This window comes from Pseudoalteromonas sp. PS1M3, from assembly GCF_016865405.1.
Classification (GTDB): domain Bacteria; phylum Pseudomonadota; class Gammaproteobacteria; order Enterobacterales; family Alteromonadaceae; genus Pseudoalteromonas; species Pseudoalteromonas marina.
The window spans coordinates 956962-978687 of the sequence record NZ_AP022624.1 but is presented as its reverse complement, the minus strand read 5'-3'; the positions used below and the strand labels follow the sequence as shown (position 1 = coordinate 978687).

The window sequence follows — 21726 nt, the reverse complement described above, 5'->3', positions numbered from 1 at the left end:
AGGATAATTTATGGATAATTACGGCACTATTTTATTAGTAGAAGATGATGCATCATTGGCTCAGTGGGTAGCCGAATACCTAACTGAACAAGGCTACACTACACATGTTTGTCACCGAGGTGATGAAGTTGTCAGTCAGGTAAAAACCTTGAACCCAAACATTGTCCTACTTGATATTATGTTACCTGGTCAAGATGGCATTAGTGTATGTAGAGAACTTCGTAGCTTTTATAATGCGCCTATTATTATGCTTACAGCACGTGATGAAGAAATGGATGAAGTTATAGGTTTAGAGGTAGGTGCGAGCGATTATATAATGAAACCAGTACGCCCGCGCGCTTTGCTCGCTCGTATAAAAGCGGCGCTTCGTCAAAGCAGTGAGCCCAATAAATTGGAAAAAGTAGAAAGCACAATTTCGGTCGGTTCGCTTAATATTAATACCGAATCGAGAAACGTGAAATTTAACGGCCAAGACGTTAATATTTCCAGTGCAGAATATTTACTTTTGCATTATTTGGCAAGTAATGCGGGCCAAGTTGTATCACGTGACGCGGTTTTTAAAGCCACTAAAGGACGTGAATACGACGGACTTGATAGAAGTGTCGATGTGCTTATTTCTGCACTAAGAAAAAAGTTTAGCGACGACCCACAAAACCCTGAAAAAATTAAGACAATTTGGGGGCGTGGTTACTTGCTCGTCTCTACTGCATGGTAACTTACAGCTGTATGCTTAAATGAAAAAGTTTTACATATCACTACTTGGCAGCGCACTGGTATCTATTGTGGTTTTAGGGTGGCTTATAGACGCCTTTAGCCAGCAAGCACACACCCCACAAGACGAATTTAGTGTGCAAAGCAAAATGATGATGGGGTTTAGTAAGCAACTGGCAAATATTCCCACCTCTGAACGTGGCGCATATGTTAAGCAGCTAGGTGAAGAGTTTGATCTATCAATCGATTATAAACCTAATGAATCACTTGCTTTACCTCCTTCATTATTACTTCAAATGCATGCTGTCGGCGGATTGATTTTAGAAGATCAGCAAGGTTTTTATATGCTGTATAGCAACCAAGCGCTAAACCCCTTTCATATTTCTATGCGACTTAAAAAAAGCGCAGACACCGATAAACGAAATGATATATTTTTAACTTTGCTTTTTTATGCTGGCTTATGCATTTTAATGGGATTCATTATTGCGCCACTCGCTAAGCGACTAAGTGTACTCAATGAGGCTGCTAAACAGTTTGCATCAGGCAATACACAAGCCAGAATTAACGCCTCGCATTTCACGTATATAAGAGATGTAGAGTTAACGTTTAACCGTATGGCGAGCCAAATTGAAAAACTTGTCGCTGAGAATAAATTAATGGCATCAAGTTTATCGCACGATATACGCACCCCTATTGCCTGTCTTCGCTTTGGCTTAGATGCCGCCTTAGATACCCATGATGAGAAAAAAATAAAAACCTATTTAGAGCGTATGGAAAACGATTTAGATCATATGGAATCCATGCTTAAAAGCTACTTAGCGTTTGCAACACTTGAGCAAAACGCAAACAAATTGACGTACTCTTCTACAAATATAAAGCATTACCTTGAAAACATTTTAGTTCAGCTTGCCCCAAAGTTAGAATCACAAATGCTAAGTGTTGATCTTAATAGCTCAACTGACATTATTGTGGCCGACCTTCATTGGTTAGCACGTGCAATTACAAACCTGCTGACCAATGCCTGCGATTTTGCCGAACAATATATCTACTTGAGCGCCAAAGTTCACGAACGCCAACTTATCATAACTGTTGAAGATGATGGCCCAGGGATTGCCCAAGAAAACTTTAAAAATGTATTAAGCCCATTCTTTAGAGAAGAAGATCATAGAAACCGCGCAGATAAAAGCTATGGCCTTGGCTTGGCTATTGTTGAAAAGGTCGCTGACTGGCATAACGGTACTATTACTGTTAGCAAAAGTAAGCACTTAGGCGGAGCCTGCTTTACCCTTAGTATTACCCAGCATTATAAATCGTAAAGTATAAATTACGCGGTGTAATTAACATTTTTAAAACAAAATCAACCCATTAATTTTAATCTACTCCTAACATTTACTAAAAACAGCGCATTAATCACACCACTGGAAAACTAAATTATGTGGGATCAGCAAATAAGCACTTTTTATTTTTTTACATTTCCAGTAGATTGTCAGCGCCGTTAAAAAACAGAGAAGTATAATAATATGAGCGCAGTTAGAGGCGAGTTTAGTTCTCGCTTTGGATTTATTATGGCCGCCGCCGGCTCTGCCGTAGGTTTGGGCAACATATGGGGCTTTCCCACACAAACAGCCAGTAATGGTGGTGCCGCATTTTTAGTTGCCTATTTAGTGTTAGCTTTCTTTTTAGCTTATCCTGCGCTAATGGCCGAACTCATGATTGGTCGGCACGGGCAAGCCAACGCCGTCGTTTCTTTAACTAAAGTATCTAACAAACCTTGGCAAAAAAACTTTGCATTTATTGTCGGCTTTGGGGGTATTTTATGCGCCGGCTTTATACTTAGTTTTTATGCTATTGTTGCAGGTTGGATGCTCAGCGCAACAGCCCAACCTATCGCCGCCTTGGCCGGAGCCGACGCAGCATCAACTTGGCTAAGCGAGCAATCACTTACTCGCAACGTTATTTTTACCCTTGTTTTTATTGTTTTAACAATAGCAATCATTAGTCGTGGTGTTGAAAACGGTATCGAAAAATGGTCAAAGCGCTTGATGCCCGCTTTATTGGGGATTTTATTTTTATTAATTGCTTATGTACTGACTCAAGAAGGTGCAATGGAAGGGTTAAAAGCCTACTTGTTACCTGACTTTTCGTCTATTTTTGACACTCAGTTAATTGTGAGCGCCTTAGGTCAAGCGTTTTTCTCATTATCGCTTGGCACAAGCGTTATGATTATATACGGCTCGTATATTAGTAAAAAAGAAAACCTAGTGTCTCTTGGTGCATACGTAACGTTAATTGATGTGTTTATTGCCTTTGTTGCTGGTTTACTTATTATTCCTGCTATGTATGTAGCTCAAGCACAAGGTGTTGAGATATTTTCTGCCAGCGGAAAATTACTCTCAGAAGATACTTTAGTATTTCAAGTATTACCCGCTTTATTTGAAGGTATGGGCAGTGTAGGTTTATTTGTTGGCTTTGCATTTTTTGCCCTAATGAGTATAGCTGCGCTCACTTCGTCAATATCAATGCTTGAAGCACCTGTTTCCTATGCCGTAGAACGCTTTGCCTTGAAGCGCATTCAAGCAACGTGGGTCATTGGCGCCTTGATAGCAGTTGTTAGCATTACGATTGTGTGTAACCTAGGCGCATTATTTGGTTTAGTGATCACACTTACCACTAAGGTTGCGCAACCATTACTTGGCTTAATGTGCTGTATTTTTGTAGGCTGGATTTGGTATAGAAATTCATTACTACAAGCCATTCAACAGGGCAATCCCGAGGTACAAACTACGCTATTTTGGAAAATATGGCCTTGGTATACTAAGTTTGTGTGCCCTATCGCAATAGGTGCAGTGTTTGTCCACTCGTTATTAAGCTAACAACAACTCATATAAAAGCCCACACTTGTGGGCTTTTATATGATTATAAATTTAACTAGCCGTTGTTAGTTTTTAGTACCATATCTTGATGCGGTATACCGTCCTCTAAATATGCATCCCCTGTACACTTAAAACCAAATGACTCATAAAAGTCCAGTAAATAGGTTTGCGCACCGATAACTATGTCCCGTTCAGGCCAATGCGTTTTACAACACGCTATTGCCTGTTCAACCAATTTACTAGCGATCCCCTTTCCTCTGTGATGCTCACTAACTAGAACACGTCCAATTGCGCTGTACTGTCCGTTTTTTTCATAACAACGGGCGTAGCTCATTAACTGCATATTATCTAACGTATAAATATGCTGAGTAGTTTCAGAAGTATCAACATCATCCAGCTCAGGGTAAGGGCACTTTTGCTCTACAACAAATACGTCTACGCGCCCTTTCATAATTAAAAACAAGGTATGAGGGGTCAGTTTATCAAATGGTTCACAGTTAAAATGCATGGTAATCCTTAAACAAAAACCCAGCAGAAGCTGGGTTTAGTATCGCTATAGTACGAAATGAAAATAAAATTACATTCATCGCTATACAGTATAAAAAGTATTAAGCGAATAAACGCTCTAACTGATCACATAATTGAGACAAGTTTACATGGTCATGCTCAATGGTTACATCAATATACCCATCGCCTCTAAATGCACGGTCAAGCTCAATTAAAACGTGAGTTTTGTGGGCTTCTGGTACAAATGACAACTCGATTTCTTGAATTCCAAATAAACTTCTGCTGTTAGGTTTATATTCAAGCTCTTGGTAACACCCTGAAACTGAAGCAAACGTAGAGGCACGTAAAAAACCTTTTTCAACATCGGCTTTAGATAAACTAAAACCTAATTTATCCATTGCCTGCATACACGTTTTCACTGCTTCATTTGGGTAAATATGAAGATGGTCTTTGTCTGTTGGATCTAGTGCTAAATCAATATCTAGTCCAGTTTCTAACCAAACATGGGACTGGTTGTAACCCGCGTTAATTTCAGTGATCGGTGTTTCTGAATGCAAACGCGCTTCAAAAGGTATGCTTTTTACGTCACCGGGTTCCAACTTACCTATATCGGTAATTCGCCATTGATCAATTACATGATTAGTAAAATAATCACCTTCATCTCCAGCCACTTTAACACGGGTCATTAGTAGTAAATCTAAGCCTGCAATTTCTTGACTAACGTCACCCGCTGTAATGACAATATTAGCGTTAAAAAGTTGCCCTGGTTGCAGATGTTCAGTCTCTAAAATAGTGTCAACTTTTGCTGCACCAATACCAACTGATGCTAAAATTTTTTTAAACATATAATTCTCCTTAAGCTGAGCCGCTCTTAAATATGCCCTAACTTAAACGTCTTCGTTACCTCATCTTAACCATAATTAAAAGCCGTTGTCAGTTTAAAAGTAGGATTAAAATGCTTTTAACGGTTAAATATGCATGATTTGTGCGTTTATTATCCAAACAACGTGTTAAAAGCGACTAAATAAACAAAGCTCAAGTGGTATATTTAATTTTCATTAATCGCTGTTTTTAGCTACACTGCAGTACCAAATGATGTAATTTTAAGTATTATGGAACTAATCTACTTTGCTACCGCATTTGTGTGTGGTTTTGCCATTTATCAATTAAAACTTCCCCCTCTTATTGGCTTTTTGCTGGCGGGCTTTGCGCTTAATTTAGCTGGTTATAAAAGTACAGAATTACTTGATACAATTGCCGCATTGGGCGTTACTTTGTTGCTATTCAGTATTGGCTTAAAACTTAAAGTAAAAAGCTTAATAAAACCCCAAGTGTGGGCACCTGCTTCCCTTCATATTATATTTAGTAGCGCTATTTTTAGCGGTTTCATGTTGTTATTAGGTGTGTTTGCCCTGCCCCTTTTTGTTGACTTAAGTTGGCAAAGTGCCTTGTTGGTCGGCTTTGCTCTTAGCTTTTCAAGCACTGTATTTGCGGTAAAAGTATTAGAAGAGCGCGGTGAAATGGCCAGCCTACACGGTAAAATCGCTATTGGTATACTTGTAATGCAAGATATTTTTGCGGTTATATTTTTAGCTATTAGTACAGGAAAAGTACCCAACATTTGGGCGCTGGCTATTGTTATTGCCTTGCCTTTAATACGCCCTATTATGTATTTTATGCTCAACCGTTCTAAACATGGTGAACTGCTTCCTTTATTTGGTTTCTTTTTTGCGCTTGTTGCTGGTTATAATGCATTTGAATTTGCAGGCCTTAAAGGTGATTTGGGTGCGCTGATCATAGGCATGATGTTTGCCCCACATAAAAAAGCGGGCGAGCTATCAAAATCCTTACTCAACTTAAAAGATATTTTACTTGTCGGTTTTTTCTTAAGCATTGGTTTAAATGCTGAATTAACAGTTGATTCGCTTATCATTGCCATTGTGCTTATTTTTGTACTCCCTGTTAAAGTTATTCTTTATTATGTGTTTACTAACGCGTTTAAATTACGTGCACGTACCTCGCTACTTACCGCATTTACCTTATCTAACTACAGTGAATTTGGCTTGATTGTATGCGCTGTTGCAGCTTCAACAGGTATTATTACCCCTGAATGGTTAGCCGTTATGGCTATTGCGGTATCTATTACCTTTGTTATTGCCTCACCCCTTAACAAACGCTCTAATGAATTATATGTAAAAGTAGAAAGCTGGTTAGTAAAGTTTGAAAGCAAAACACGCCTAGCCGAAGAATTACCAGTAAACCTTAATGATACAAAAATTGTTATTTTTGGTATGGGCCGTATTGGCACCGGTGCTTATGAAACTATTAATATGACTCACCCCAATTTAGTAGCGGGTATAGATATAAAACCCGAAGTTGTCGATAAACATATAAGTAGAGGCCGTAAAGTACTGATTGCAGACGCTACCGACCCTGACTTTTGGCAACGTGTAAACCACTCTCACGTTGAAATGGTCATGTTAGCAATGCCAAAACACATGCAGAACATTTTTGCATTAGAGCAGCTTCAAGCGTCAGGTTACACAGGGCAAGTTACTGCAATTGCAAACTACCCAGATCAACAAAAAGAGCTTGAAAGTATGGGTGTGCACTCAACGTATAACTTTTACTTAGAAGCCGGTAGTGGTTTTGCTGAACATGTAAAACAAGAATTGTTTGGTGAAAAATAGTATTTACTATGTGTAAAGGCACAAAAACAATTCTTTTTCATTAGTAAATAAATAAAAAGCAATTGTATTTACATTCCTTTACAAGTGCATGCACCACGTCTGCAAAAAACAGGTAAACTGTCTTCGTTGGTTAAATATAACCCATGTTAAATACAACCTAGTTAGACTCCAGCTAACAAAAGTTGTGTCGGGCTTTTTACACCAACAAAAATTCTTAAATCAGAGGGCCTACTCCCTCACTCAATAGGCTGTTTCTTGCCCGTCACAGCCTATTTTATTACTCTAAAATACCTTACACTAACCCCATTGATACACTTAAAAGCAAACCTATGGATCCGGAACAATTAAAAATTGCCATAAACACTAAAATGCCGTTTGGAAAATATTCAGGTCGTCCATTATTATTACTTCCCGAACCTTACTTAGTTTGGTTTAAACAGCAAGGTTTTCCAGATTCAAAACTAGGCAGTCAGTTAGCTATGATGTACGAGGTTAAGCTAAATGGCTTAGAGCAAATGCTTATGCCATTGCTAGAAAAAAAATAAAATTTTACGAAACTATTTTATAAATTGACGGTCTATTTAATTGCTACTTGTTGATTTTGGTTTTAACCACAAAAAAAGCGCCTTTTGGCGCTTTTTTTATTTTTTAGTTTTGCTCTATGGGTAAGCTAATAATGAACTTTGCTCCACCTAAAGACGAATGTTCAATACGATAACTTCCCTGATGCCAAGCAATAATTTTAGCAACAATCGCTAACCCAAGGCCAAATCCACCTGTTTTTTTGCCTCTACTTTTATCAAGCCGCGTAAAGGGCTTAAATACGTTTTCTCGCTCTATTTCAGCAATGCCCCTGCCATCATCTTCAATTACAAACTGTACTTCGTTATGCTGAGTAACAAGCGATATTTTAACTTGGCTATTAGCGTATTTAATTGCATTACCAATTAAATTTTGAAAAGCGCGCGCCATAAAATGCGGATCACATTGGTAAATCAGGCTGCTTGGTAATGCTTCATCCAAATTAATTTTCTTATCAAAATTAAGCTTTTCAACGCTAACTTTTATTAACTCAACCAAATCAGTTGGGTATGGTTGTAGGCTAGGTTGTTGAGAGTCTAGTTTTGCGTAGTCAAGCATCTCAGAAACTAAACTTTCAAGCTCATTAATATCGCTGTTCATATTAGCAATATAAACTTCACTTTTTTCATCTGATAAACGTTCATCTAGCATTACTGTTGCAAACTTTAAGCGAGCTAAGGGGGTTCTAAATTCATGAGAAACCGACGAAGTCAGCTCTTGTTGAGCGTTTAATAAAAAACTGATGCGTTGTTGCATTAAACTGAGTGTTTCAGTAATTGGTAAAAAAAACGATTTGGAAGTATCAGAGAGTTGAAAGTCTTGAGCACCTTCAACGGCTTTACAAGCATTACGCAATTTAGAGAAGTCACGCCAAAGTAGAAAACTCCATAAGCCTACGGGAATACCCACAATAGTGAGCAATAATACGTATGGCCATACAGAGGTCGTTACGGGGGTATCTAATCCTATAGGCCCTACCTGCAAAAGCTCATTGTCATTGAGGGTAATATACCAAACAACTCGCTGTTGTTTGTCATATAAATATAGATAGTGCTGACTATTTAACTGAGCCAGTTGTTCTTGAGGTAGTGCTAAATCAGCACGACTAATAACAAGGCTGTTGTAGTGCTCCTTTAATTTTGCTAATCCATTGGGTGTTTGTGAAAGCAGCCAAAGAGACTGCCCAAATTCGTCATCAAGAAAAACGTGCTGTTGCGATTCATCATATGGCCATAATTGTTCTATAACACCGCTAACAACAAACAATGAAACCACAATATAAATATATAAACTTGCAAACAGCTTTCCCATTAATGCCTATTAACCTTGTATTTAAAGATCCCACGCATCGGAAACAAATAAGTAGCCTTGACCCCATACTGTTTTTATACGAAATGGCTTGTCGCTATTATCACCCAGCTTTTTACGGATACGCGACACTCGAACATCAACGGTGCGATCGAGCCCGTCATATTGGCGACCAATCATATGTTGATGTACATGCTCTCTACTAAGCACTTGGCCAGCGTTTGAGGCTAACAACCAAAGTAACTCAAACTCATGTGACGTTAACACAATCTCTTTGTCAGATAATTGCACTATACGGCTAGTCTTATCAATGATTAAATCACCAAACTGTAATTCTTCACTCGTTTTTGTCACTGTTTGACCACGGCGTAATAGCGCATTGACTCTTGCGAGTAACACACGAGGCTCAGCTGGTTTAATAACATAATCATCTGCGCCAAGTTCTAAACCCAATACTTGGTCAAAATCTTCGCTTTTAGCGGTTAACATTAAAATTGGTAGAGAAAACTTATCACGCACTTGACGACACACGCTAAATCCATCTTTGCCCGGCAACATAACATCTAAGATCATTAAATCGGCGTGATTATTTTCTAAATAACCAAACACCTCATCACCACGTTCTAAAACTGCGACTTCTAATCCATTATGTTCAAGGTAATCTTTTGTGAGTTGCTGTAAACCAAGATCATCTTCAACAAGTAGAATTTTTGGCATTGATTGCTCCTAAATTAAAAAAAGCTCCATGGTGAACGAAGCCGACGCCTACTTTTTTGTACATGAGTACTTTGTACTTCAACCTGTGCTTTAGCTATTAACACGCCAGATTCCGAATTGATTAAAGAGTATATGGTTTCGACCTGAACACGCGCTTTATAATTAAACTCTCCTGCGCGCTGCTGTTGCCAGCAATGTATCTTTTTACTCTGTTCATATATGCAAACATCCCCCACCACATCGCCCTGCCATTCAAACTTTAAATCAAGATCGCAAAAGTCCTGTACCTGAGAAATGACACATACTTTGGGTGACACAGTAAACGACGCAGCTTGCGCATTACTGAGAGGGATAAGTAGTGGCGCTAAAAATAAAATGACCATTAATTGTTTCATATTAAAAAGTGCGTTCGAATCCTATAAATGCAGTCATTGAATAGTCACGCTCTAAAAGCGGACTATCATTAATAGCCGAGTAGTCATAATAAGCTAAATGGAAACGAACAGAATATTCATCTCTTAAGGGTAATCGCCCATCAATTTTTGCATAAGGTTGCCAACTGCTGGCAACCTCAACATGGCCCAATAAAGTTTCGCCGTCTTTAAGGCCATAATAATAGGTATTTAGTTCCGCAGATTTATAATTTAAACCAAACGATGGTTTAATATTTACGGGCCCAAGTTGGGTATGGTATTGCCACTGTAATGCACCGCGAACACCGTTATAAACATTTGTCACATCATGCAGTAATTGAACAGAAAACACATGGTGATCATTCACATAATGATAAGCAAGCCCTGTGTCTAAGGCTAAGTGGCGTTTATGTAGGTCATTTAAATTAACATTTTTTACTGAAGAGGCCTCTGCAGCTTGCAAATAAAATGGGCTATCTGCATTGCTGCTTTGCAGCGTAAACACATTACTTGGATGCCAATCTATAAAAAAACGAGACTCAGTATTAAGCTCGCTAACAACGTTAAATTGGTGTTTAGAAGTTTGAAGTAAAGAATAGCCTAAACGACCATTATCAAAAAACCAATCTTCAGCATAAAACGCTATTTGAGGAATAACGACTAAAGGAACATTATCACCACCACGCACAGGATTAGTGATCACACCGACCCCTGCGTTAATACTAAAAATTAGCTGATGAGATTGAACATGCTGCTCTGAGAACTCTTGATCCGAATACGTATTTGGCTTGGCACTTAACGTAAAACAAGTGAGCAAAAAATTTAAACAAAGAATGGTAAATAGAAAGAAATTAAACCGCATCAGCGTAAATCAGAGCATAAAATTATTCATTTACGGATAGTAACAAGGTTACCTAAAACTATCTGTAGCTGATTACAATCATTCACACTTTTTATGCACAAAGTAAAAGTTTAAACCCCTTATAAAAATTAGATATCAGGGGCTATTTCTACTCGGTTGCGTCCATGTGTCTTAGCAATATAAAGTGCTCTATCGGCACGCTCAACCAGCACTGAGCTTTTTGTAAACGGTCGTAGCATAGCTAATCCAAAGCTTGCTGATATTGCACGTTTGTTATTTACATCTTGTTTTTTACGAATAGCTAATTTCGCAATTTCTTGCCTTATACACTCAGCAAAAGCAACTAAATCATTTATGGTGTCAAAATAAGCAGTAATACAAAACTCTTCCCCGCCATAGCGATACGCTTTTGCTTTGTCGGTTAAGTTTTCTTTTACTTTTTTTGCCACTAGCTTAATAACTTCATCGCCTTTTTGATGGCCAAAGTCATCGTTAAATCGCTTAAAGTGATCAATATCAAACATAATCAGTGCAGCAAGGGAGCTTTCTGTCGTTTGCTCTGAGTACTCACGGCAAAAGTCATTAATATCAGAGTCAAATTTACCTCTGTTATAAAAACCTGTTAATGGGTCTGTGTCGGCAGCTTCTTTAGAAAGATTAAGCGCTTCTTTTAAGTCTTTAATTTCATTATATGCAACCGATAGCTTTGTTTGAAATTCGCGAGCAGAGTCTTGCATTGCAATTGACTCATCAGTCAAACGCTCAACACAACCAAGAATATCATTAAAAGAGTTAGTATCTATCAGGCTGTTTATTTCGTTCTGCGAGTCAATCAGTGAAGTACTGAAACTTTTAGAATGACCAAGTGTGATACTTATATCTTGCTGGATATTTTCAACCGTATTATGAAATTTATCCGACATTTCCTGAAAAAGAGCTAAATCTTCATCACTAAGATGCTTATCAAATATTTCTTTTGCTTTACTTTGAGTGCATGTTTGGTGCTCTGAAATAACTTGATCTAATTCAATGTTTAAAGACGGTTTATTACCCTGAAAATAGCAATACCAAATAGCATAATTAATAGGCGTTACCGGCATACGGTACTTCACCATCATGGGTACTGCTTTTTTTAAATACTGAGCGGAATGAGAAAGTGATACAGCATTATTCATAAAGAACTCTCAAGCGTCATTTTTATTATTAGCATTCAATGTTAAGTAATAGTAAACCTTTACGCAAGCCATAATAATACTATTTTATGAACTTATTTAACGGTAAAAAAATCTAAATCGCTTTTGCGTCTAAAGTTTGTGCAATATTCCACAAAGCACTAATAGCGGGGTCGTTGAGCTCTTTTCTTAAAACGGCTAAGCCAATGTCAAAGCCTTCAGGGGCTTGCATTTTTGGTGTGAGTATCTGTACTTTGTCTTTTAGTGGGCTGTTATCTAATACTATTTTAGGAACCATTGCTACACCAAATCCTAGGCTAACCATAGACACCATTGCCTCATGCCCCGCCACTTGTGCATAAATTTTTCCGTGAATATTGTTTTTTCGCCACCACATTTCTAGGCACTGCCTAGAAAAACCCTGTTCAGGCACAATAAACTCTAATTCAGACCAATCAAGCTCTGTATTGTTTGATGTTAATTTTTCAGTAATCGTACATTGAACTTTTGGACCAATAAGCACTAATGGTGAATGGCCTATATCTACAAAAGCAATTTGCGCGGGTAATTTACCGGGTTTAGCTGCTATTGCCATTGATTCATGACCATCGAGCACACGGTTTATAGCTAGTGCAGGGTCGCCCGTATTTAAAGTTATTTCTATATACTGATGCTGCGCTCTGAGTTGCTCTAAAATTTGATGCAAAAAACTATAAGAGGCGGTAACAGAGCAATAAATACTGACTTTTCCATAAATATGTTGCTGTGGCTCTTTCACATTAGCTTTAAATCGTTGCCAGTTAGCGAGGGTAGCAGTGGCGTAATCAATAAAAGACTCTCCCTCTTTTGTTAATTTTACACTGCGGTTATCGCGCATAAATAGCGCAACGCCCACCTCTTCTTCTAGGTGTTTAATATTACGACTTAATGTAGGCGCACTCACATGGCAAAGCTCACTTGCTCTAGCAAAGTGCAGTGTTTTAGCCAACGCTAAAAAATATTTTAAATGCTTATGATCCATAGCAACACCAGTATTTCATATTTTGAAATACTTTAATTCAAATATATCATTTTACGCAAGTAACATTTTTAAATATGGTGTTTACAAGCGCAAAATACAGCGCATCTAACAAACATATTTATAGGACACTAACAATGGCGAATTACTTTAATACCTTACCTTTACGCGAACAATTAGCGCAATTAGCGCAATGTGAATTTATGGACGCAAGCGAATTTACAGACGGTGTTAACGCACTTAAAGGAAAAAAACTAGTTATTGTAGGCTGTGGCGCACAAGGTTTAAACCAAGGCCTTAACCTACGCGATTCAGGTTTAGACGTGTCTTATACGTTACGCGATTCAGCTATTACTGAGCGCCGCCAATCATTTTTAAACGCATCTGAAAACGGCTTTACTGTAGGTACTTACCAAGAGCTAATTCCAACAGCTGACGTAGTACTTAATTTAACGCCAGATAAACAACACACAGCAGTCGTTAACGCCATCATGCCGTTAATGAAGCAAGGTTCTACACTTGCTTACTCACATGGCTTTAATATTGTTGAAGAAGGCATGCAGGTTCGCGAAGATATCACAGTAATCATGGTTGCACCTAAATGCCCAGGTTCTGAAGTACGTGAAGAGTACAAACGTGGTTTTGGTGTACCAACACTTATTGCCGTTCACCCAGAAAACGACCCACAAGGTCATGGCCTAGCACAAGCTAAAGCCTACGCTGCTGGCACAGGTGGTGACCGCGCAGGTGTGCTTAAATCGTCATTCATTGCTGAAGTTAAATCAGACCTTATGGGTGAGCAAACTATTTTATGCGGCATGTTACAAACGGGTTCTATTTTATGTTTTGACAAAATGATTGAAAAAGGAATTGATGCAGGTTACGCATCTAAACTAATTCAATTTGGTTGGGAAGTGATCACAGAAGCTCTTAAATACGGCGGCGTAACAAACATGCTTGACCGTTTATCTAACCCAGCAAAAGTGAAAGCATTTGAACTTAGTGAAGAGCTAAAAGTTATTATGCGTCCACTTTATAATAAGCACCAAGACGACATCATCGACGGTACATTTTCACGTGTAATGATGGAAGATTGGGCAAACGATGATGCTAACCTTCTTAAATGGCGCGCAGAAACAGCTGAAACTAATTTTGAAAAAACACCCGCTGGTGATGTAGAAATTTCAGAACAAGAATTCTTCGACAACGGTATTTTGATGGTCGCTATGGTTAAAGCAGGTGTTGAACTTGCATTCGAAACTATGACAGCGGCTGGCATTATTGAAGAGTCTGCATACTACGAGTCGCTTCACGAAACACCACTGATTGCTAATACCATTGCACGTAAAAAGTTATTTGAAATGAATCGTACTATTTCAGACACTGCTGAATATGGGTGTTACTTATATAACCATGCTTGCTTACCATTACTTGCTGACTTTATGAAAAATATTGACACAGATGTAATTGGTAAAGGCTTAGGTGAGCAAAGTAACCAAGTAGACAACAAAGCGTTAATTGAAATTAATACAGCGCTGCGTGAGCACCCGGTTGAAATAGTAGGCGCTAAATTACGTGGCTATATGTCAGCCATGAAAAAAATTGTTTAACGTTATCCTTTAAGTTTCGCTTGTTAGAAACCAAGCTCACATGCTTTGCGTGTGGGCTTTTTTATGCCCTATAGTTTAGTTAAAAAAGGGCTATTTTCATGTTCATTCGCATTATTTAACTCTAAATAAATTGTGTGCTAACATCATATTCTACTTCGTTGTAAAAAATTATTATAAAATGATACAAAAACTCTCTATTACCCAAAAAATCACAGCACTTGGCAGTGGCATCGCTATTTTTGTTGCAGCACTCATTGGTATTACATCGTTATACAGTTCTGAAGATATAATAGAACAACGCATGATTGAGTCAGAGCTACCAGGTAAGTTGCAAACAATTAGTAACCACATTGGTGGTGAAATAAATATGCTAATTGGTGCTGCAGAGCAACTCTCATCTAACGAGTTTATTTTACAATGGTCACAAACTAATAATAACGATGCATTGCTTTTAAAAGAGCTTAACCGCTTGGTAGAACAATACGACCTAGCCACTGCATCGTGGGCTAACCGAAACACCGCACAATACTGGAATCAGGATGGTTTTTTACGCGTATTAAAAAACGATGAAGCCGATGGGTGGTTTTTTGCCTTCAAAGAATCAAGAAAACCCTACTCTATCAGTATTTACCAAGAGTCAGTGAACGACGTAAAAATGTTCATTAACCACCAACAAGTAAATGGTAAAGGTTTGGCAGGGCTTGCAAAAAGTATTACTGACATGCAAAAGCTACTGCAACAATTTAAAATTGAGCAAACAGGGTTTGTATTTATTGCTGATAAAAGCGGCCTTATTCAATTGCACAAAGATTCGAGTAAAGTAGCAAAAGCAAACATTGACTCGGTTTATGGATCGAATATTAGTAATCAAATATTAAGCTCGAATGGCTTTAAGTTAAAAGAAATCGACCTCGATGGCCAAGCCACTCTCGTAGCAGCGACCCCGATAGAAAATACTGACTTATTTATTGTGGCTCAAGTGCCAAAAAGTGAAGTATTTGCAAGTGTAAGTACGCTTCAGTGGCAAATATTTACATTTACTTTAATCATTGCCTTAATTGCTAGCCTAATTAGTTACTTATTAGCGCGTTCGTTGTCTTCGCCGTTATTTAAAATGGGCGAATTATTCTCTCGTTTAGGTTCTGGCGACGCAAACTTAGCATACAGGTTACCCGAATCAAGCCAAGCCGAGCTTAATAACTTAAGTGCGGGCTTTAATCAGTTTATTAGTAAAATTGAAGTGGCCATTGGCCAAGTTGCCACAGAAAGCCACGATATAAAGCGCAGTTCTGACCATGTGTTTGAACAAGCTAAACGTAATTCTCAGGCTATAGACAGCCAAAAAGAACAAACTATTTCTGTAGCCGCAGCCATTAACCAAATGGGTGCAACTGTTCAAGAGATTGCTCAAAGCGCAGCTAACGCCGCCAAACTTACCGATAGCAGTCGCGAAAACACAATGCAAAGCCACAATCAGGTAATGCAAAGCCAAGCAACTATCTCTGCGCTTGCAAGCGACATTGACGGCATAACAGAGCAAGTGTCACTGCTCTCTAAAAAGACGGTTGATATTGCCAGTATTATTGATGCGATTCGCAGTATTTCAGAACAAACAAATCTATTGGCGTTAAATGCGGCAATCGAATCTGCTCGTGCTGGTGAGCATGGCAGAGGGTTTGCGGTTGTTGCCGATGAGGTAAGAGCGCTGGCAAACCGCACTTCACAATCAACTAACGAAATTCAATCAATGATTGAAGAGCTGACCCAAATATCAGATGACGTAGTAAAAGATATTAGCCAGTCAAAAGATAAAGCGCAGCAAAGTGTGGGGGCCATGCAAAACTCCGTTGAGTTACTTGATGTGATTAGCGAAACATCTAATCAAATAAATGACATGGCAACCCTAATTGCAACGGCTACCGAACAACAAAGTAATGTAGTCGCCGATGTAGGGCGTAACATTGAGCAAATTAGCGAAATTAGTGACAACGCCATGAGTGAGCAGATGAATACTGAGCAAGCTATTCGTGACCTAGCAAGCAGCGCTCAAACATTAGATGCCTTAGTGGCAACCTTTGAAAAGCACCGTTAAAACCTCTGAACTATACCAATTCGCTTAATCAATGATCCCAATGGGTTGATATCAACGCGAATTGGTATTAAACACCTCCTCTAAACAAAATTGCGACTACAATTAGTTTGGAGGTGGTTATGCAAACTAATCAATTTAAGTTTTTGATCATATTTGTAGGGCTATTTGCGCTGGGCGCATGCAGCTCAACACCGCTTGTCGCACCCCCGGTTAAACTGACCCAAATAAATTCGTTTGAGTCACATACTCTAGAATCACCAGAACAAATATTTACTCTCAGCGACAGCCTCAAGCAGCAGCTCAAAAGCCATTTAAAAAGTAAGCAATCTGCCCAAACGCTAGCACACAATATATTGAGCTTTTTACTTAAAAATGGTGATGATTCGCTTTCATATCAATCGGGGGCAACCCTCACCGCATCAAAAACCTTTAAAAACTTAAATGCAAATTGCTTATCGCTCTCTATTTTAGCGTATAGCCTTGCTGACTATTTAGGTATAAAAGCTCGGTTTAATAACGTTCATATCCCAGAATATTGGGCTCTTAACAATGGATTTAACCTACTGACAGGCCACATTAACTTAAGTATTGATACCGCCACTGAACCTTCTAACCAGTCGGTATTTATTTACCAAGGCAAAAAACGCTTAATAATAGACTTTGACCCTAATAGCCGTCAGGCTCGCTTTAAAACAACACCTATTGCATATTCCGGAGCATCGTGAACAGTGATTCCGGCCCATCGTGAACACCCGTTCTGGTTTTAGCGTGAACGCTCATTCCGGTTTTATCGTGAACACTTTTGACTGATTTTCCGGAATCGGTGTTCACACCAAACCAGTACAATTTCAACGCATTGATTATTAATTACTTTGTTAAGCTATTTCCTTTTTGTATTACTGAGGAAGGGATATGGCGACTAAGAGGATCACAATGCGTAAAATTCGAGAAGTGTTGAGGCTACATTTTGCTGCCCAACTCAGTGTCAGAAAAATAAGTGCCAGCACTAAGATCAGTGTCGGTGGTATTCAAAAACTACTCACTAAAGCCAGAGCTTTATCGTTAAGTTGGCCACTGCCCGACGAGCTTGATGATTCTGTGCTTGCTAGTCAGTTCTATCCTCGCGCCGACACTCGGCCATCCCAGCGATTTGAAGTGCCAGATTGGCCAGCCATTCGAAAAGAATTAACGGGCAAAGGCGTCACCAAGAACTTACTCTGGGAAGAATATACTCAGCAATATCCGAATCGTTGTTACAGCTATTCTCAGTTCTGCGATCGCTATATGACCTGGCTTAAAAAGCAAAAACGTTCGATGCGACAAGTGCATAAAGCAGGAGAAAAACTCTTTGTCGATTATGCGGGTCAAACGATGCCCATTGTTTGTAATGCGACGGGTGAAGTGAAGTTCGCCCAGATATTCGTGGCGGTGATGGGCGCATCAAATTATACATTTTGTGAAGCAACCTGGAGCCAAAGTCTACCCGACTGGATCGGCAGTCACGTGCGAGCATTTGAATTTATCGGCGGTATACCTGACATGGTTATCCCCGATAATTTACGCAGTGGTGTCAGTAAAGCGTGTCGCTACGACCCTGATGTTAACCCGAGTTATCAGCAATTGGCCGCGCATTATGGCACCGTGATTGTGCCTGCTCGTCCCAGAAAACCACAAGATAAAGCCAAGGCCGAAGTGGGCGTGCAAATCATTGAACGCTGGATACTCGCCAAGTTACGACACCAAACCTTTTTCTCATTAGCTGAGCTAAACCATTGCATCAAAGCCTTACTGCTTGAGGTCAATAATAAGCCCTTTAAGCAACTGAGTGGGACACGACAATCATGGTTCGAGTCAATCGACAAACCCGCCCTCGCGCCTATGCCCAAACTAGCTTATCAATTCACGGATATTAAACACGTCAAAGTGAATATTGATTATCACGTTCAGTATGATAACCATCTTTACTCGGTACCCCATCACTTGGTGGGTGAAAAGCTTGAACTTCATGCCAAAGACAACTTGATTGAGGCTTATTTCAAGCATAAACGCATCACCAGTCACCCGAGAAAATATCATCCGGGCATGACCACCACATCCGAGCACATGCCTGTAAAGCATGAGAAGCATCATAAATGGTCACCAGGGCGTTTAATGAATTGGGCGAAAGATATTGGAGATGACGTTTTGCTCTGGGTGAAAGCACAATTGGCACAGAAACAACATGAAGAACAAGCGTATCGTGTGTGCTTAGGCTTACTCAACCTATCAAGAAGCTATCCCGCCGATCGGCTCAATAACGCCTGTGCGATAGCCAATCAATACAGTTTATATCGGTTAAAACATATCAAAGACATACTCAGTAGCAACCAAGATAAATTGCCGCGAACGCAAGAAGAGCCGTCGACGTTATTGCCACAATCCCATGAAAATATCCGTGGTCCTAAAAGCTTCCATTAAGGTAAGGAAATTCTATGTTAGAACAAACGATAACTCAGCTTCGTCAACTCAAACTCAGTGGTATGGCCAACGCCTTAGTGAGCCAAATGGAACAACCAAGTACTTATGAAGGGTTGTCCTTCGATGAGCGACTACAACTGCTAGCAGACAGTGAAGCCCAAGACCGAGAGAGCCGAAAACAACAACGCTTACTTAAAGCGGCAAAACTTAAATTAGCCGCTAACGCCAGAGACATAGATTATCATCACCCGCGAGGTCTCAATCAATCGATGATGGCATCGCTACTGCAATGTGATTGGCTGAATAAATCACAAAACTTACTGATCACAGGCCCTTGCGGTAGCGGTAAAACCTATATCACTTGTGCGCTTGCGCATACAGGATGCATGAAAGGCTACAGCGTTAAATATTACCGACTCTCAAGGTTGATGCTTGCGCTGACACAAGCCAAAGCAGATGGCACTTACAGTCGAATGTTACAGTCACTCGCTAAGATCGACTTACTCGTTTTAGATGATTGGGGGCTTGAGCCACTTAAAGCGGCACAACGAAATGACTTAATGGAGATCATGGATGATAGGCACGGCAGTTCATCAACCGCCATCATCAGTCAATTACCCACCGAAGAATGGCATCAATCCATCGGCGATAATACCTTAGCCGATGCCATTTTAGATCGACTAATGCACAATGCTCATCGGATAAAATTAAAGGGGGAGTCTATGAGAAAAATTCAATCTAAAATTGACCATCGTGAACACTTAGGTTAAAAATGTCATGAACCCAATGCGTGGAATTTAAGTGTTCACGATAAAACCGGAATCGGTGTTCACCATCACCGGAATACGCACCTATTAGCAAAAACACTATCACAGCCATGTTTTATAACAATAAAGGGGCTATTGCACTTGTTAATAAGCAGTACGACTTAGCTTATAACTACTTTCGTAATGCAGTTAAAGTCGACTCTAGTTTTAGTGCTGGGTGGGGGAACTTAGGCGTGTTGTTTAGACAGTTAAACTACCTAGCTGAAGCAGAACAAGCATACAACTACGCAATTTCTCTTAATCAAAACAACAATACTGCACAGGGTAACTTAGCTGCTTTATATCAGTTAACAGGCCGGTCGAAGTTAGGTACTGACATCTTAAAAAAATTACACATCAAGCGCCAAAACAACCCTTATTACTATATATCCCTTGGTAATACAGAGTTTGAGCAATCTAATTTTGCACTTGCATTAGCACATTATAAAAAAGCCTATAGCCTTGCGCCCTCATTACACGAAAGCCACTTTGGCCAAGCTAGCGTGTACTTTAAATGGGGAAACACCCAAAAAGCGATATACCATCTTGAACAAGCAGGCAAAAAAGCTGACTTTTTACATGACAAAAAACGTTATGAGAGTAAATTAAACGCATTACTTTCATTAACAGCAAAGCTATGACCATTAAATACTTTTTATGCTTAATTTTAATATGTGTGTGCACTAATAGTTATGGAAGTGCCCTACACATGCAGCTTATTGATGATTTAAACCATTTAGCAAGCAATACGCTCATGGGCCGAAAAACAGCAACAGAAGGTGCAGCAAACACGCGAGCATACCTACATAGTAGGCTTTCTAAGTTTAATCTAAATGTAAGTGAGCAAACGTTTACTTATAAGTCAGGCATTTTTGAGCATGCACAAGGCATAAATATTATTGCAGTGCACACCAAATCTACACAACGTAAAAAAATAATTATTACTGCCCATTACGATCACCTTGGTAAGCGAGGTGGACAATATTATTTTGGGGCAAACGACAATGCAACAGGCGTTGCTGCCCTGCTTTACTTGGCGTCTTCGTTACAAAATAAAGAATTCCCTTACGAATTGGTATTTGTATTAACTGACGCAGAAGAAAATGGCTTACATGGCAGTAAACACTTTGCACAAACGCTTAACTCAAATAACGTTTTAATGAATATAAATTTAGATATGCTTGGGGTGAAAAAACATAAATCCCGCGTGTATGCATTAACATCCTACTCATTAAAACAAAAACTTAAGCCCGTATTCACCGCCTTAAATAACACTAAAATAACAGTCAAACCTGTCTATTCGTCAAAACAAATGAATCGGCTAATTAAATCACAAAATATTGATTGGCATAAGGCAAGCGATCATTATTCATTTGCGCAAAACAACATACCGTATGTTTACTTTGGAATGGGTCACGACCCTCACCACCACACAACTAAAGACACCGTACAGCACATTGATATACCTAAGTATGTAAGTACCGTACTCGCAATAGAGGGCTTTATTAAAAAGTTAGCGCACCATCATTATGATGATTTAAACGCTGAAACATAAGCCTCTTTTTTTGCCCTTGGTAACTTTTTTATTTTACACTCAAGCTTACTCGCTTCGCTTTTACTCCCAACTTCCTGCTGATGAATAAGTATAAGAGGCCCTTTACCTTTTAAATTTTTCGCCCCTTTACCCGCTTGATGCGTTGCAAAGCGCTTATCTACATTAGTAGTAATGCCGGTATACCAGTGCCCAAACCGTGTTTGCACTATGTACAAGTGCCATAAAGTGCCTGAAGTATGTGTTTTTGGCTCTAGGGTTTGTAAACTTTTTTCATTATTGGTGGTCAAAATATTACCTTAATACCCTTAACTCAAAACAATTGCTTAAAAGGGTTTTACCTTCAGTGACTAATC

At 39.2% G+C, this 21726-nt stretch carries 21 protein-coding genes; 12 read left to right on the top strand and 9 right to left on the bottom strand.

The window, feature by feature from the left end:
* Window positions 1–10 precede the first annotated feature (10 nt).
* The 3 genes from PS1M3_RS04495 to PS1M3_RS04485 all read left to right on the top strand — a co-directional run bounded on the left by PS1M3_RS04495 (window position 11) and on the right by PS1M3_RS04485 (window position 3584).
* Window positions 11–715, top strand: a complete 705-nt coding sequence (locus tag PS1M3_RS04495) for a response regulator transcription factor (RefSeq protein WP_006793914.1) — start codon at window positions 11–13, stop codon at window positions 713–715.
* A gap of 19 nt (window positions 716–734) precedes the next feature.
* Complete coding sequence (locus PS1M3_RS04490; RefSeq protein WP_203986479.1) at window positions 735–2027, top strand: HAMP domain-containing sensor histidine kinase; 1293 nt, start codon at window positions 735–737, stop codon at window positions 2025–2027.
* Window positions 2028–2231: 204 nt separating this feature from the next.
* Window positions 2232–3584: a sodium-dependent transporter gene (locus PS1M3_RS04485; protein WP_203986477.1), complete on the top strand. Its 1353-nt coding sequence runs from the start codon at window positions 2232–2234 to the stop codon at window positions 3582–3584.
* Between the two features lie 55 nt (window positions 3585–3639).
* Here the strand turns inward: PS1M3_RS04485 and PS1M3_RS04480 are convergent, their stop codons facing one another.
* Together PS1M3_RS04480 and PS1M3_RS04475 are read right to left on the bottom strand one after the other, a co-directional pair.
* Complete coding sequence (locus tag PS1M3_RS04480) at window positions 3640–4092, bottom strand: GNAT family N-acetyltransferase (protein ID WP_203986475.1); 453 nt, start codon at window positions 4090–4092, stop codon at window positions 3640–3642.
* A 100-nt stretch (window positions 4093–4192) separates the two neighbouring features.
* A complete protein-coding gene (locus PS1M3_RS04475; RefSeq protein WP_006793918.1) occupies window positions 4193–4936 on the bottom strand; it encodes a sporulation protein in 744 nt (247 codons plus the stop codon).
* A gap of 267 nt (window positions 4937–5203) precedes the next feature.
* Here PS1M3_RS04475 and PS1M3_RS04470 point away from each other — a divergent pair, with 267 nt between their 5' ends.
* Window positions 5204–6781: a cation:proton antiporter family protein gene (locus PS1M3_RS04470; protein WP_010557217.1), complete on the top strand. Its 1578-nt coding sequence runs from the start codon at window positions 5204–5206 to the stop codon at window positions 6779–6781.
* A 329-nt stretch (window positions 6782–7110) separates the two neighbouring features.
* Window positions 7111–7326 (top strand): DUF3820 family protein, encoded by a 216-nt coding sequence (locus tag PS1M3_RS04465; RefSeq protein WP_006793920.1) that lies wholly within the window; start codon window positions 7111–7113, stop codon window positions 7324–7326.
* A 103-nt stretch (window positions 7327–7429) separates the two neighbouring features.
* On the opposite strand, the gene PS1M3_RS04460 is transcribed toward PS1M3_RS04465, so the two are convergent.
* The 6 genes from PS1M3_RS04460 to ilvY form a co-directional block, all read right to left on the bottom strand.
* Complete coding sequence (locus tag PS1M3_RS04460) at window positions 7430–8674, bottom strand: ATP-binding protein (RefSeq protein WP_203986473.1); 1245 nt, start codon at window positions 8672–8674, stop codon at window positions 7430–7432.
* 21 nt (window positions 8675–8695) lie between these two features.
* Complete coding sequence (locus PS1M3_RS04455) at window positions 8696–9388, bottom strand: response regulator (protein WP_006793922.1); 693 nt, start codon at window positions 9386–9388, stop codon at window positions 8696–8698.
* Between the two features lie 14 nt (window positions 9389–9402).
* The gene (locus tag PS1M3_RS04450; RefSeq protein ID WP_010557219.1) at window positions 9403–9783 is read right to left on the bottom strand and encodes a DUF3019 domain-containing protein; all 381 of its coding nucleotides are present in this window, start codon (window positions 9781–9783) and stop codon (window positions 9403–9405) included.
* A gap of 1 nt (window position 9784) precedes the next feature.
* Window positions 9785–10504, bottom strand: coding sequence for a MipA/OmpV family protein (locus PS1M3_RS04445; protein WP_203986471.1), 720 nt, complete (start codon window positions 10502–10504; stop codon window positions 9785–9787).
* A gap of 287 nt (window positions 10505–10791) precedes the next feature.
* Window positions 10792–11838 (bottom strand): GGDEF domain-containing protein, encoded by a 1047-nt coding sequence (locus tag PS1M3_RS04440; RefSeq protein WP_006793925.1) that lies wholly within the window; start codon window positions 11836–11838, stop codon window positions 10792–10794.
* Between the two features lie 112 nt (window positions 11839–11950).
* Window positions 11951–12856, bottom strand: coding sequence for an HTH-type transcriptional activator IlvY (gene ilvY / locus PS1M3_RS04435; RefSeq protein ID WP_203986469.1), 906 nt, complete (start codon window positions 12854–12856; stop codon window positions 11951–11953).
* A gap of 134 nt (window positions 12857–12990) precedes the next feature.
* On the opposite strand from ilvY, the gene ilvC reads away from it, so the two are divergent.
* The 7 genes from ilvC (at window position 12991) to PS1M3_RS04400 (ending at window position 21373) form a co-directional block, all read left to right on the top strand.
* Window positions 12991–14463 carry a ketol-acid reductoisomerase gene (gene ilvC, locus PS1M3_RS04430; RefSeq protein WP_203986466.1) on the top strand — a complete coding sequence of 491 codons (1473 nt, stop codon included), beginning with the start codon at window positions 12991–12993 and terminating at the stop codon, window positions 14461–14463.
* 178 nt (window positions 14464–14641) lie between these two features.
* A complete protein-coding gene (locus PS1M3_RS04425) occupies window positions 14642–16555 on the top strand; it encodes a methyl-accepting chemotaxis protein (protein WP_203986463.1) in 1914 nt (637 codons plus the stop codon).
* A 119-nt stretch (window positions 16556–16674) separates the two neighbouring features.
* Window positions 16675–17280: a hypothetical protein gene (locus tag PS1M3_RS04420; protein WP_239104480.1), complete on the top strand. Its 606-nt coding sequence runs from the start codon at window positions 16675–16677 to the stop codon at window positions 17278–17280.
* A 187-nt stretch (window positions 17281–17467) separates the two neighbouring features.
* Complete coding sequence (gene istA / locus PS1M3_RS04415) at window positions 17468–19012, top strand: IS21 family transposase (RefSeq protein ID WP_024600838.1); 1545 nt, start codon at window positions 17468–17470, stop codon at window positions 19010–19012.
* Window positions 19013–19026: 14 nt separating this feature from the next.
* Window positions 19027–19782, top strand: coding sequence for an IS21-like element helper ATPase IstB (istB, locus tag PS1M3_RS04410; RefSeq protein WP_008108839.1), 756 nt, complete (start codon window positions 19027–19029; stop codon window positions 19780–19782).
* A gap of 107 nt (window positions 19783–19889) precedes the next feature.
* Entirely contained in the window at window positions 19890–20459 is a 570-nt protein-coding gene (locus PS1M3_RS04405) for a tetratricopeptide repeat protein (protein ID WP_239104479.1), read from the top strand.
* Between the two features lie 68 nt (window positions 20460–20527).
* On the top strand, window positions 20528–21373 hold the full coding sequence (locus PS1M3_RS04400) for a M20/M25/M40 family metallo-hydrolase (RefSeq protein ID WP_239104478.1): 846 nt from the start codon (window positions 20528–20530) through the stop codon (window positions 21371–21373).
* On the opposite strand, the gene PS1M3_RS04395 is transcribed toward PS1M3_RS04400, so the two are convergent.
* On the bottom strand, window positions 21346–21660 hold the full coding sequence (locus tag PS1M3_RS04395; protein WP_006793932.1) for a GIY-YIG nuclease family protein: 315 nt from the start codon (window positions 21658–21660) through the stop codon (window positions 21346–21348). The two genes, PS1M3_RS04400 and PS1M3_RS04395, sit on opposite strands and share 28 nt — an antisense overlap.
* Window positions 21661–21726: the final 66 nt, after the last annotated feature.